Raw genomic sequence first — 14,005 nt, 5'->3', positions numbered from 1 at the left:
GGTAAACAATATGGGATGGGTAAAGCTGCCCGAGTCTAATTTCACCCTTGCAGGCATGGCGGCACTAATGGCAGGTGTGATGCACGCACCTTTGACAGCCATCTTTCTCATTGCCGAAATCACCAACGGATACGCCATGTTCATTCCGCTGATACTGACTTCTACCGTGTCGTATCTGACCATCATGTATTTCGAACCCCACTCCATCTATACCAAACGATTGGCAAAAAAAGGAGAATTGCTCACCCACCATAAAGACAAAGCGGTACTTACACTCATGCGCCTGAATAAAGTCATCGAAACGGATTTTATGACGGTCAATCCGGATATGACATTGGGCGAATTAGTAAAAGTAATTGCCAAAGCACGTAGAAATATTTTCCCCGTAACAAATGAGGAAGGCAAACTCCTGGGAATTGTACTGCTCGACGACATACGGGAAATCATGTTCAACAACGAACTGTACACCAAGATGAAAGTTGAAAACTTCATGTCCGTTCCCCCGGCTTTCATCGAAGCCAATGAGAATATGGATCAGGTAATGAAGAAATTTGAAGAAACCGGTGCCTGGAACCTCCCCGTAACAGAACAGGGACGTTATCTGGGATTCGTTTCAAAATCAAAAATATTCTCAGTTTACCGAAGGGTGTTGATTCACTTTTCGGATGAGTAGGGGTTTAGGCAGTAGCAGGAAATAGCTTTTAGGCAAGTAGGCAGTAGATACTGTTTTTGAGAATTGGCATTGGCAACATATTTTTGAAAAAGATTGCTTCGTTTCACTCGCAAAGACACCTTACACTGCAAAGCCGAAAACGCCCAGTTAAACCCGAAAATCCTTAAGCATGAATGTCATTGCGAACATAGTGAAGCAATTTCAAATCTTTATCGGTCAATAATAATTGTTTTTTATTTCTTTATCAGAAATTTTTGCACAGCCATCAGCCCACTTCCGCACCTTTTTTTGACGGCCTGGTTGGCAAAAAAGAAGAAAATATGGCAATCAATTATTACCTTTGAAAAAAAATTAACGTAATATATGGTCTTTTCAAAGACTCCTAACTTTACAAACAATGAAGAGAGACGAGAAAATTTTTGAACTGATTAAAAAAGAGGAAAACCGACAGCTCAACGGAATCGAGTTGATTGCCTCCGAGAACTTTGTCAGCCAACAGGTATTAGATGCCATGGGTTCGTGCATGACCAACAAATATGCCGAAGGTCTTCCCGGAAAACGCTACTATGGTGGCTGCCAGGTGGTTGACGAAAGCGAAACACTCGCCATCGAGCGCCTGAAAGAACTTTTTGGTGCTGAGTGGGCCAACGTGCAGCCGCACAGTGGTGCCCAGGCCAACATGGCGGTGCTGATGACCGTTTTGAACCCTGGCGACAAGTTCCTCGGACTGGATTTGGCACATGGTGGTCACCTCTCCCATGGTTCTCCCGTCAACAGTTCAGGTCGTCTCTACCATCCAATCGCTTACGGCGTTAAAGAAGAAACCGGAACGGTCGATTACGACATGATGGAAAAACAGGCGATTGAACATAAACCAAAGCTGATTATTGGTGGGGCTTCAGCCTACTCGCGTGACTGGGACTACAAACGCATGCGTGAAATCGCCGATAAAGTGGGTGCTATCCTGATGATTGATATGGCCCACCCTGCTGGATTGATTGCTGCCGGATTACTCGAAAATCCGGTGAAACATGCACACATCGTAACCTCCACTACGCACAAAACATTGCGTGGTCCCCGCGGAGGTATCATCCTGATTGGAAAAGACTTTGACAATCCCATGGGCATCAAGACCAAAAAGGGAGAAATCCGCAAGATGTCTTCGTTGCTGGATTCAGCTGTATTTCCCGGAATTCAGGGCGGACCGCTGGAGCATGTGATTGCTTCCAAAGCCGTATCATTCTTCGAAGCGTTGCAACCTGAATATAAAGAATACCAAAAACAGGTTCAAAAGAATGCCGCAAAAATGGCTGAGTGCTTCATTGAAAAAGGCTACAAAGTAATCTCGGGAGGAACAGACAACCACAGCATGCTGATTGATCTGCGTACCAAATTCCCCGACCTGACAGGAAAGAAAGCAGAGAACACTCTCGTATTGGCCGACATCACCATCAACAAAAATATGGTTCCATTCGACGACCGTTCTCCATTCCAGACGTCCGGTATTCGTGTAGGTACAGCAGCCCTCACCACCCGCGGACTCAAAGAAGAACACATTGCCCCGGTGGTCGATTTGCTTGATGAAGTTTTGAGCGACCCGGATAATGAGGCTACACTTTCATCGGTTCGTAAGAAAGTAAATGAGATGATGAAGGATTTTCCGATTTTTGCCTACTAACTTGAGAATTAAACGCAAAGACGCGATGACGCAGAGGGTTTTTTGAGTCTATTGGATTCAGATTTTTGAGTTTGCGGCTTAGAATTTCCTCCGTCATAGGAATAAGGGTTGAGAGTTAACCCAAGAAATTATGTGAAGACAGATATTGTTTTAGTTCTTCTTCTCATGATGGAATAGCCCCAAAGGAGCGACAGCAAAGGCTTGGGGCACGGAGAAAAGAACAGAGGGCGAAAAGCCTAGGCCATGCGACTATAGATTCGGACATTGGCAGGTATTTTCCAATCATTATATGAAGACGGATATTGTTTAGTTCTTCTTTTCAAAATGGATTAGCCCCAGAGGGGCGGCAGCAAAGGCTTGGGGCACGGAGAAAAGAACAGAGGGCGAAAAGCCTAGGCCATGCGACTATAGATTCGGACATTGGCAGGTATTTTCCAATCATTATATGAAGACGGATATTGTTTAGTTCTTCTTTTCAAAATGGATTAGCCCCAGAGGGGCGGCAGTATGGTAGAACGAATGTTTGTAATAAAAAAGATAGAGCCCCGGCAGGGGTGACAGATTTGTCCTTCGAGGAGTTTGACCACAGAGAGCACGAAGGGGCACAGAGAGAGCTGTGCAACGTGGTTGTCACACAGAGTTGCACGGAGTATTTCCCCCTTGTCCCGGTTTATCGGGAGAGAAGCACAGGGTTAATTTGGCGTTTGCTTCGCCTTACCCTGATATGCTTTATATATTTCAACCTTTTGAGTCAGGCACTCAGTATGACAAATTGCTCATTCAGAAACCCTCATTTCTCAATCCCAAAACTCCTCGGTGTTTTTGCGTTTATGAGTTAAAATCTGGCTACTCTTGTCAAAAAAACATGGAAATTACAGATGCCATCATACTTGTTATTGCCGGAGTGGCTGCCGGAGTTATCAATACCTTTGCCGGCAGCGGCTCGCTGATAACTCTGCCTCTGCTGATGTTTATGGGATTGCCGCCAGCGGTGGCCAACGGAACCAACCGCATTGGAGTGGTTGTGCAAAATCTTGTAGCCACACGTAATTTTATACATCAAAAAGAGCTCACGCCGCGGAAGGAGTGGTCCCTCATCGTCCCCACCCTCTTTGGTTCTTTGGTAGGAGCCCTTATTGCCGTTGAAATCAATGAAGATGTCCTTAACTACTTTATTGGAGGGCTTCTGGTGGTAATGTTTTTTATCATCCTGCTGAAACCCACCAGTTGGATAAAAGGGAAAGCGGCAGAGGTGAAAACGACAAAATCCCGCATTATCAATATCATTATTTTCTTCTTCATTGGCCTCTATGGTGGTTTTATTCAGGCAGGGGTGGGACTGTTCCTACTGGCAGCACTGGTGCTAAGTGCCGGATATAACCTCATCCGTGCCAATGCGGTGAAAGTTTTAATGGTGCTCTCTTTTACAATTGTTGCGCTGATAGTTTTCATCTCCGCCGGACAAGTGGTCTGGAGCTACGGGCTTATTCTGGCTGCAGGAAATGCCATCGGTGCATGGTTTGCCTCCAAAAATGCCAGTAAAATAGGCGCCCAAAACATCCGTTATATTCTTCTGGCAGTGGTGCTGATATCAGGATTGAAGGTATTAGGCGTGTTTTAAGCCAATTCGGCCCAACCCGCTCTGAATCATGCCATTAGCTAAACAATGAGATTAGCACTCGTATTTAGCCTGGTGATGATAAAAAAGCAAAGCTCCGACCATAATCGGATTCCCCATTCTTCCCTATGACGCTTATTGCATGAGATTAGCACCCGTCTTTAGGCGGGTGATGGATAACAAACAAATTACAGAACATAGCCGGCTTCAAGCCGGCTTTTCTTCATCCAAACAATGGGAAAAAGCCCGATAAAACAAGCTGAAAAGCTATAGAAATTGCGAACAAAAAAGGCTGTCAAAAAATCACTACAGCTTTTTCAATGCATGGACTATAGTTTTGCAGACCACTGACAATGAGGCCATTCGCGACGTTCAGAACGACAAAAAACACGAAACCCATGGCTTTTGGACAACCACCTATTCTCATAAAACCACAAAGAACAAACCTTCTGTAGAATCTGTAGAATCTCTAATTCAAATTGAAATGGTAAGTAATGGTTCCCTTCTGGTACGCAGGGGCATCTCCTTTACTGTTAAATTTGGCTTTTAAGGCAGCCTGACGGGCAACCCTCCACAGGTACGAATTCTGTGTTGTGGTTCCTTTTAGGATAGGCTCAGCACTCACCACATTACCATTTCTGTCAACGGTTATTTCAACCACCACAATTCCTTCTTCCTGAATATTGTATTCCGGTTTAGGCAAGGCACCACTTAAAGTTCGCCCACTCAGGTCAAATCCGGTGCCGCTACCGCCTTTCCCACTACCGTTATAAGTTCCTACGCCTGCTTCACCGCCAAGAGCTCCCTGATTGCCGGAACCACCCGCCTCTCCCTGGGAAGTACTGCTTCCATCCGACTTACTGAAGGCATTGGAAACATTGCTTCTGGCCTCCTGAGCCTGTCGCTCCTGCTCTTCCTGCTGTCGACGTTCTTCTTCCAGTTGACGTTGACGTTCCAGCTCTTCCTGTCGTTGGCGTTCTTCTTCAATCCGCTTTTGGCGATTTATCTCCACCTGACGTTGCCGCTCCTCTTCCAGTCTTCTCTTCTCAGCTTCCTGTTTGGCTTTTTCCTCCTCACTAATGGTTGGTGCCTCTTCAAAATCCTGAGTATTGACAGCCTCTTCGGAAGTTTCCGGGGTACTGGCAGGCGGGGGACTAACCGGTTCGGGCTGACTCACCGGTGGCGGGGTATTTCGCTCACCTGTCGGGTTGTTACGAACAGGCTCAGACGCTCCCCATCCGGTATCAGAATCGCCAAAATCGACCAATATCCCCTCTTCTTCCCTGGGGATACTTGAAAGACCAAGCACCAGCAGGAGAATCAGAATCACCGCATGGAAGATGGTACTTCCAATCACTCCGGCACGTTTATCTTTTTTTGATTTATCGATCATTAGTTCCAAATCTCTTTACCAAAACACTTAATAGTCTCTCTTTTGAAAAACTAATAAAATAAGCCTTGTATCTTTTCTCTTATCTGAGCCTTAAGCGATGAATTAACATGACCCAATTTCCTTTGAATTAAGGAACCTGGAATAGTGACCATCTTATGCAAACGAATAACAGAATCAACTACCAAACCTGTATCCTTCCACTCCTCCGAATTTTTTCTGATAATAATATCACTTTCCAAAATCTCACCCATTACCTTACTCGAAATAAACGCTATAATAACATGCTCGAATTTTCCTATTTTTTCCGTAAGACATAATGCCGGTCTCACTTTTAAAGATGAAAAATCATCAAATGGAAAAGGAACCAGAACTATAGCATTCTTAATGATCTATAGGCTCTCCATCATTTACAGTGTAAATATTCTCAGAATCATCATTCAAATATTCAAAAGCAGGATTCTTTGAAACAGTGTTCATCCACAAGGCTTCTTCATCTTCAGCCTGTTCCTCTTCATCTAAAAGAATTATCACACGGACCTTTTTATTCGATTTATGCACCGGGTAATCAATTCGGAGATTGCCTGCCACATCTGTCTTCGATCTGAATTCAATAGCCCTCATAATTCTTTCCAATTAAGTTTATTTCGCCCGTGTCGCAAGAATCAGTTTATATTTATTCCTTTTGGCAATGTTCATCACCCTTACAACCTCTCTCATAGGTACATTCTCATCCACATGCAACGAGATGTAAGTCTCGGGGTTCTGTCCTACTTTTTCCCTCAGCAGCGGTTCAATCTGATTAAAACTAACCTGTCGCTCTTCCACAAAGAATTTTAAGTCACGGGTAATTGATACCGTTGTCAGTGGCTTCGCAGCAGTCTGGTTTTGACTCTGAGGCAACAACAATTTTAATGCCGTAGGATGCACCAGCGTGGAGGTAATCATAAAGAAAATCAACAACAAAAACACCACATCGGTCATTGACGACATGCTGAATGTTGCATTTATTTTACTTCTCGACTTTAAAGCCATGGTGTTTGTTTTCTTCCATTAATCATTAATGGCCATTTGAGGCCCGTTCCATTCCATCACTACCGTACAGGTTCATTGAGCAGATCCATGAACTCCATGGTGCGCGATTCCATCTTAAAAATCACATTTTCCACCCTGGCCACCAGCCAGTTGTAGGCAAAATAAGCGATAATACCTACAATCAACCCCGTAACGGTGGTTACCAGAGCAGTGTAAATACCGCCGGCCAGCATATCTACTTCGATATTACTTCCTGCGTTGGACATCTCCCAGAACGATTTAATCATACCAATAACCGTACCGGTAAAACCAATCATAGGGGCGCCTCCCGCCACGGTAGCTAAAACGGGCAATCCTTTCTCCATGCGGCTCACCTCCATGTTACCCACATTTTCAATGGCCGTATTCACATCATTAAGCGGACGTCCAATTCGGGTAATACCTTTGGCTATCATTCTGGAAACAGGATTGTCATTGGCCTCGCACAATGCAAGAGCCGAATCAATCTTCCCTTCATGAATATAATCCTTGATACGGTTCATAAAACTCTTATCCTCACGCGACGCACGCTTAATGGCGAGGTAGCGCTCAATAAAAATATAAATGGCAACGAAAGATAGCAGAAAAAGCGGAATCATAATCCAACCGCCCTGCATTACCAACTCGATAAGATCGATGGTTACTTTTTCTTCACCTTCGGCAAGTTCTGCCCCTTCAGCAACAGCATCGCCTGCCGCCTGCATCATCATGAAAATGTTCATATCCTAATATTACTTGATTATTCTATTCACTACTTAATTGCAGGCCAAATTAGTGATTTTTTGCCAACACAAAAAAACTAACATGAACTATTCACTACTTCTATTCTTGAAACGACCATGAAAGAAAATGTCATCAAAAATGGATAAAATCAATTTTGCAGGTTCTACCGAAACATCGTGAACCTTTTACATAAATGAATTTTATACAGATGAAACGAAGATGGGACGCATATATTTGAAGCCAGCCACAAAATGACCTAAAAAAAATCCAAAGCATTGGCAACCAAAGCCATTTGCTTGCCAATGCTTAAGTAAGGCTAAGTCCAGTTTTTATACAGTTGAACTTTTGAAAAGAAATCATTAGTAACCGATTAAAGAAAAAAGATTGCTTTCAAGAATTGTCGGGATTCGCAATGAACGGACCTTTGCAGGAATTTGAGGGGTGTAGGGAATTGATTTTCGGCAGAACCGAAAATCAACCACCAACAACCCTGCATAAAACCTATTGAACAGAGTCATTGCAAGCAAAGCGAAGCAATCTTTTTCAAAAAATAAAATAGTTTATTTTTTGAAACTAAAACAGCATTTCCTTTACCTGCACACCTTCCAGTTTCTTCATTGCCATAACTAAAAGCTCTCCTTTCTCATCATCAGGTATCAGTTGCAGAATGATGACACCCGCTTGCGAACAATGGTTCCCATTGACATTGTGGAGCCCCAATCGGGTCTTAATTGAGCACCCGTAACGGGTTAAAATCTCCTGAACCTGTTGAGCTTCGTCGAAGCGGTCTTCCACAAGAATTCCGATAATGTGTTCATTGACTTTTGACATAACAAGTGTTTTTTAGGTTATATAAAAATAACAAACCCCGATTAAAAAGTCAAAGCCCTAGAAGCTACAATTCTTTCAAAATCAAACCTGTCCAAAGTAAATATATTCAAGCTGAGGCAAGTCTTGTTTGAGGCCAATCTTGACAGGTGAGGCTCTAAACAAGGTTTTTTTATCAAAAAACAATCTCTGTTAGAGTCTCACGCGCTTAGAAAAGTGAGTATTGTTTCAAAATCATTGGCTTTTGGTTAACGTATTTATTCAGAAAAGGGGTGACCAAAAAGAAGCAAACTGAATAAGTTCCGAGGGTTTTCACCCGAATAAAAGTCCTCACTATCCTGGTCAATCTCCTCGTAAAAAATCCTTAAACCATCGCCCCGAAGACTTTACAGATCGCTTTTGCGTTTTGAAATCATTATAAACCAGACCAAATCTCGGTTGAAAACCTTCGCGCCATTCGAAATTATCCACCAGTGTCCAGACAAAATAACCAGCAACCGGAATATCTCTTTTAATGGCCTTCCTAACCTGCTTTAACACCTTCTGATGGTACTTTTTCCGGCGGGCATCATTTATCTTGTCTCCACGTAAAAAATCAGGATAGCAAACACCACTCTCAGTGAGAAAAATTTTTCGAATGCCCTGGTAGTGTGCAAAAAAATCAAGTAACGCAGACACCCCTTTAGGATAAACGTCTAATCCCATACTGTTTAAGTTCGTTTTTCGCTGCCAGGGTGGAACTTCTGTGGCAAAAAGAACCGGTGGAAAAAGGCTGAATTTTGCAACTACACGAAAATAATACTGCAATCCGATAAAATCAAAATCAAAAGCCAACCGTTCCTTGTCGCCCGGAAGAAAATAACTTTTAATAATATTCAGTGCGGGCATAATATCTGTGGGATAACCAAGTCCAAGCAACGGTTCGATAAAAAATCGATTTAACAATCCCTCCACCCGCGTGGCAGCCCCACGGCTAAAAAACAATTTATTGGCCGGTTTTACGTAAGAACAGGATAACGCCACACCCACTTCCGAATTCTTCACATTCTTTTTTACAATCCGCCCTCCTTCTGCCATGCACAAAGTGGCATGATGGGCAGCTTTCAGGAAATTACCAATCCCGTTGCGACCAGGAGCATGATAACCGGTGAAATAACCCAGCCCAACAAAAGTCATGGGTTCGTTCATTACAATCCAATGTTTCACGCGGTCACCAAAAGCTTTTGTCACGATCTCCACATAATTGGAAAACCACTGAAGAATCCCGCGGTTGGTCCAACCCCCTTCTTCTTCCAGACACTGGGGCAGATCCCAATGATATATGGTTACCCATGGCTCCAAACCCTCCTCAAGACAAGAATCAATTACACGATTGTAAAAAGCAATGCCCTTCTGATTGGATCTTCCTTTGCCGTCGGGGATAATTCGTGGCCACGAGAGCGAAAAGCGAAAAACACCAAAACCGAGGTCACGTGTAAGTTTTATGTCGTCCTTGTAATTATGATAGAACCCGGATGTCTCACCCGGCGCATTTCCATCATTGATATTGAAAATATCTGAAGTAAAGGAATCCCAGATACTGGCCGATTTGCCATCTTCATTAGCAGCACCCTCATTTTGAAAAGCACTGATGGTAATTCCCCATTTAAAATCTTTTCCGAAATCCCCCTTCCTAAACATACCGGCTTATTAAAGAAGACAAAACTAAGCGGTAATTATAAGATGACAGTTAATTAAATGTTAAATGTCTACAACGCTATCAGACCGCATCAGCACAATATTCTAGGTCGATACGGTCAGCCCTGTAAATCTGATTAAACCAGTTTTTTTTAATTACTGTTCAACGAAGATTTCGAAGAATATTAGAATACTTTTGATCCACCTCTCCATCAAATTGCGCACCTTCAAAAACTACATCTTCCTCATATTCCGTATATTTAAAGTCCACCTCTTCATGAAAATGTGCATCACTAAACATGGCTCCGTTTGAAAATTTTGTATACTTGAAATCTGCCTCCTTCATAAAATCAACTTCATAAAAATTTACATAACCCGAAAAATCAGCATATTTGAAGTTGGCTTCATCGCGAAAGCTACAACCCTGAAAGGTTACTTCACCTTGGAATTTAGAATATTTAAAGTTGGCTTCTTGAGTAAAGATGTTTTTATTAAACACTGCTCCACCCGAAAAATTCGAATACTTAAATGAAGTCTCTCCACTGAAAGTGCAATCAATAAAAGTCACAGATTCTTTAAAATTGGCCCTGAAACATTTATCTGAATACTCTTCACAATAAAAAGCCAATACATCATCTGTAAAATCACAATTAAAGAAAATCAGTTCCACGTCAACCTGACTAAAATAGGAATCCTTGTTTCCCCGCTCTTGTATCCGGTTTTCCAGATCTGTTAAATCCAATTCTCCTACAATTTTCACTCCATTGAGATTTACGGCTTCACCTCTGTTGATCATCTCAATAATCTCTTTTGCATCCATAGTTTCCTGCGCATAAATATTTAACGCTAAGAACATTCCCAAAACAAAAATCAGTGTCTTCATGTGTAAAATGTTTAATTAAGTTGATGTTCAGAAATAATATGACGTCTAAGACCTTATATTTGTTACACTCTGCAGTCTGCCAATCCTGTTTGTCTTTCCTCTTCCTTATGGAAAACCATCTGGCCACAACATCTGAGGTTAAAATTACCAAATATGTGTTAAAACATCATCTATAACATAGCAGAATTAAAAAACAATTGCTTACTTCGCGATTAATAAATGAACATTCATTCATTATAGCGAAATGGCACGAATTACAGATCAAAACAAAATCGAACGACTGAAGCAATCAACGATGAAGCTGGTTGTTCAGCATGGATTCGGAGGTGCATCAGCAGCCCTGATATCGAAAGACGCAGGAGTGGCCACAGGATATTTCTACATGCATTATAAAGGCAAGTATGAAATGGTTAACACCATCTTCCAGGAAGTTTACCAGGAATTCATCATCCTTTTTGAAGAACTGGAGCCCGACCACGCCCCGTTTATTGAAAGCATAGAGACCATCATTCACAGATTTGTAAATTTGGCAAACACAGAGCCCATTAAGGTAAAGTTTCTGTATGTTCTGACGAATGATTACAGTTTTGTAATTGATCCCAACATCCGTGAGAATAATTTTCAGGTCATAAATAGACTAAAAGAGCGAGGTCAAAAATCCAATAGCCTGGACCCCCGGATCACCGAGGATGATCTTTACCTCATTCTATTCATCAACAGTCTTCAGTTTATCAATCAAAGATTTAAAAAGAGTCAGAAAGAGGTAATCATTTCCGAATCGGACGAAAAGCATCTTTTTTACCTCATAAACAAGTTTCTAAAATAAGATCAAATGGATTTAGAAAGAATTTTATCAGGACTTCTATGCATATTCCTGCTATTCCCGTCAATGGGCAATTCTCAGTCACCGCATTTGCTGACTATTGAAGACGCTCTGCAAATGATGTCGGAAAACAACCCCGCACTTCAGCGCAAGAGAGAAGAAGTAAAACAAAGATCGTATGAAATAAAATCACGCCGTGGATTAAGGTATCCCACCGTTTCACTCAATGCACAGGCTGTATCCATGTCTGATCCGTTGCATCTGGATCTGACTCCCGTCAGGGATGCCATCACCCCGCTTTACAACACACTCGGGAATTTTGGTGTCTTTAACGGTGTGCCCAATCCGGATCCCACAACCAACCAGCAGGTACCAACCCTGCCCGATGCCCAGAGTACAGCAGCCGTTCGTCAGCAATTGCTTGCGGCAGAAGAAGAAATTAAATCGGCTGAATGGGATAAAATGATACAGGAAAAGAATTTTGCAACAGTATCCGCAGGATTTGTCTGGCCCATTTACGCAGGAGGCAAAATCAGTGGTGCCAACCAGGCAGCTAATGTCAACAGGGACATCAGTAAAGAAGAACTTCGACAAACAGAAGGGATTCTTTTAACTGAGTTGGTATCGCGCTACTATGGTCTGGTTCTGGGTCAGGAGATAGTAAAATTGCGCCAAAAAATGGTTGAGAACATCGATCACCATTACCATGATGCAACGAAACTTTTCAAGAATGGTATGATTGCGAAAGTTGAACTACTCCATGCTAAAGTGGCAAAAAATGAAGCAGAGCGGGAACTAAAAGAAGCAGAGCGTAATATTGAAATCATCCGGTCGGGATTAGCGGCTACACTGGCGGAGGATTCACTTCAAAGGGTAACTCCTGTAAGCCGGCTGTTTATCAACAAAAACATCGAAGACATAGCCAGATGGATTGAGACGGCTAAAAGTTCCAACCCTCAATTAAAACAGATTCAAGGCAAAATGGAGCTTGTGGATATAAAACACCAGATCGAAAAAAATGCCTATTTACCAACAGTTGCAGCCATGGGTAATTACCATCTTGCTGATAAAAATCTTTCATACTATACGCCTGACTGGCTGGTTGGTGTGGGCCTGAAGTGGACGCTGTTCGAGGGAATGACCAGAAAAAACAATATTCGGGCCAGTGCCACCATTCATCATCAGGTGGAATATGCGGAACAAAAAGCTAAAAAAGACCTCACAGCCTACCTCACTAAACTCTATCATGAGTTGCAAATGCAAATGGAACAAAAAACAGAGCTGGAAACGACCCTGGAACTCGCCAGTGAATACAGTGCCAGCACCGAAAAAGCTTTCAGGGAAGGCCTTGCCACCTCCACTTCGGTGGTGGAGGCACATACCAAAGTCATGCAGGTAAAAGTCAAACGAATAAAAGTGATGTACGACTACGATGTGGCCCTGGCGCAATTTTTTCAGAGTACCGGAACACCTGAGGAATTTCTGAATTACAGTTATGGTGACAACACCATCTTTGAGTCGCTGTAATACATCTGAATTTCGGGCTTGGCATCCGCACCGAAAATCAGATTGCCATCAACCCAGGCAAATGGTGAAATGGGAGCATTGAATCAATTATTAACAATCCTGTAAAATAAAAAATATTAACACGATGAATAAAAAAACATTAAGCACAATAACCATAATGACAGCAATTGTTGCTTTTATCGTTTATACTTTCATAACAATAATGAAACCCGAACCGGTAATTCTGCAGGGAGAGATAGAAGCCAAACAATTCAATATTGCATCGAAAGTCCCCGGAAGGGTAAGCAATGTGGCCGTAAAAAAAGGAGAGCAAGTGAAAAAGGGAGATCTAATTTTTTCAATCAGCAGTCCGGAAATTGACGCTAAACTTGCCGAAGCAAATGCAGCAAGAATGGCTGCCGGTGCTCAAAACAAAAAGGCAAAAAACGGAGCTCGCGAAGAAGACATTGCTGCTGCCTACAGCCAATATGTTAAAGCAGAGGCTGCTGCCCGGTTTGCGGAAAAAACCTTTGAGCGAATCAGCAACTTATTTCAGGAAGGTGTGGTGCCTGAACAACAACGCGACGAAACCGAGACAAAAATGAAAGCGGCCCGAGAAACGGCCAAAGCCGCCAAACTAGTATGGCAGAAGGCAGAAAAGGGAACCAGAGAAGAAGACAAAGTTACTGCCGAAGCACTTGTGCAACGGGCTGATGCGGCCATTGACCAGGTCAGGGCCTACCTCGACGAAACCACCATTTACTCCATTGCCAATGGGGAAGTCTCGGGTGTCAATGTGGAAGAAGGTGAATTGGTTTCAACCGGCTTTCCGGTGGCGACGCTGCTGGACCTTGAAGACATCTGGGTTACCTTCTATATTCGCGAAGATTATATGAGCCACTTTAAAATGGGTACCACATTTAAGGCAGTACTACCGGCCCTGGATGGTAAAAACCGTGAATTCAAAGTCACCTACATAAGTCCTTCCGGAAGTTTTGCCCGCTGGAATGCCACAAAGACCTCAGGAGAGTTTGACCTGAAATCGTTTGAAATAGAGGCACGGCCTGTTTCCAAAATTGAAGATCTGAGACCCGGCATGACAGCGGTTGTTAATCTTTCTGAATTTGAATAG

14 protein-coding genes are annotated in these 14,005 nt (G+C 42.8%); 6 read left to right on the top strand and 8 right to left on the bottom strand.

The genetic code is table 11. From position 1 onward, the window contains the following. The 3 genes from QZZ43_RS08080 to QZZ43_RS08070 form a co-directional block, all read left to right on the top strand. On the top strand, positions 1-673 hold a 673-nt coding region (locus QZZ43_RS08080; RefSeq protein WP_291857774.1), incomplete at its 5' end, for a CBS domain-containing protein. A 397-nt stretch (positions 674-1,070) separates the two neighbouring features. Beyond that, a complete protein-coding gene (glyA, locus tag QZZ43_RS08075) occupies positions 1,071-2,351 on the top strand; it encodes a serine hydroxymethyltransferase (protein ID WP_291857772.1) in 1,281 nt (426 codons plus the stop codon). An 865-nt stretch (positions 2,352-3,216) separates the two neighbouring features. Beyond that, the gene (locus QZZ43_RS08070; RefSeq protein WP_291857770.1) at positions 3,217-3,972 is read left to right on the top strand and encodes a sulfite exporter TauE/SafE family protein; all 756 of its coding nucleotides are present in this window, start codon (positions 3,217-3,219) and stop codon (positions 3,970-3,972) included. 466 nt (positions 3,973-4,438) lie between these two features. Here the strand turns inward: QZZ43_RS08070 and QZZ43_RS08065 are convergent, their stop codons facing one another. From QZZ43_RS08065 to QZZ43_RS08030, 8 genes are all read right to left on the bottom strand, one after another. Further along, a complete protein-coding gene (locus QZZ43_RS08065) occupies positions 4,439-5,362 on the bottom strand; it encodes an energy transducer TonB (RefSeq protein WP_291857768.1) in 924 nt (307 codons plus the stop codon). 50 nt (positions 5,363-5,412) lie between these two features. After that, positions 5,413-5,730 carry a type II toxin-antitoxin system PemK/MazF family toxin gene (locus tag QZZ43_RS08060; RefSeq protein ID WP_291857776.1) on the bottom strand — a complete coding sequence of 106 codons (318 nt, stop codon included), beginning with the start codon at positions 5,728-5,730 and terminating at the stop codon, positions 5,413-5,415. Between the two features lie 13 nt (positions 5,731-5,743). Then, positions 5,744-5,995, bottom strand: coding sequence for a hypothetical protein (locus tag QZZ43_RS08055; RefSeq protein WP_291857766.1), 252 nt, complete (start codon positions 5,993-5,995; stop codon positions 5,744-5,746). Positions 5,996-6,001: 6 nt separating this feature from the next. Next, positions 6,002-6,394: a biopolymer transporter ExbD gene (locus tag QZZ43_RS08050; RefSeq protein ID WP_291857764.1), complete on the bottom strand. Its 393-nt coding sequence runs from the start codon at positions 6,392-6,394 to the stop codon at positions 6,002-6,004. A gap of 59 nt (positions 6,395-6,453) precedes the next feature. After that, a complete protein-coding gene (locus QZZ43_RS08045; RefSeq protein ID WP_291857762.1) occupies positions 6,454-7,155 on the bottom strand; it encodes a MotA/TolQ/ExbB proton channel family protein in 702 nt (233 codons plus the stop codon). A gap of 574 nt (positions 7,156-7,729) precedes the next feature. Beyond that, the gene (locus QZZ43_RS08040) at positions 7,730-7,987 is read right to left on the bottom strand and encodes a hypothetical protein (RefSeq protein ID WP_291857761.1); all 258 of its coding nucleotides are present in this window, start codon (positions 7,985-7,987) and stop codon (positions 7,730-7,732) included. A gap of 339 nt (positions 7,988-8,326) precedes the next feature. Beyond that, positions 8,327-9,664, bottom strand: a complete 1,338-nt coding sequence (locus QZZ43_RS08035) for a glycoside hydrolase family 1 protein (protein WP_291857759.1) — start codon at positions 9,662-9,664, stop codon at positions 8,327-8,329. Positions 9,665-9,824: 160 nt separating this feature from the next. Further along, positions 9,825-10,544, bottom strand: coding sequence for a pentapeptide repeat-containing protein (locus QZZ43_RS08030; protein WP_291857757.1), 720 nt, complete (start codon positions 10,542-10,544; stop codon positions 9,825-9,827). A gap of 244 nt (positions 10,545-10,788) precedes the next feature. Between QZZ43_RS08030 and QZZ43_RS08025 the strand changes: the two genes are divergently transcribed. The 3 genes from QZZ43_RS08025 (at position 10,789) to QZZ43_RS08015 (ending at position 14,005) form a co-directional block, all read left to right on the top strand. Next, positions 10,789-11,370, top strand: coding sequence for a TetR/AcrR family transcriptional regulator (locus tag QZZ43_RS08025; RefSeq protein ID WP_291857756.1), 582 nt, complete (start codon positions 10,789-10,791; stop codon positions 11,368-11,370). A 6-nt stretch (positions 11,371-11,376) separates the two neighbouring features. After that, on the top strand, positions 11,377-12,894 hold the full coding sequence (locus QZZ43_RS08020) for a TolC family protein (RefSeq protein ID WP_291857755.1): 1,518 nt from the start codon (positions 11,377-11,379) through the stop codon (positions 12,892-12,894). Between the two features lie 124 nt (positions 12,895-13,018). Then, entirely contained in the window at positions 13,019-14,005 is a 987-nt protein-coding gene (locus QZZ43_RS08015) for an efflux RND transporter periplasmic adaptor subunit (RefSeq protein ID WP_291857753.1), read from the top strand.

Source organism: Marinilabilia sp., assembly GCF_016278715.1.
Lineage (GTDB): Bacteria > Bacteroidota > Bacteroidia > Bacteroidales > Marinilabiliaceae > Marinilabilia.
This window is presented reverse-complemented; position numbering and strand designations above follow the sequence as displayed.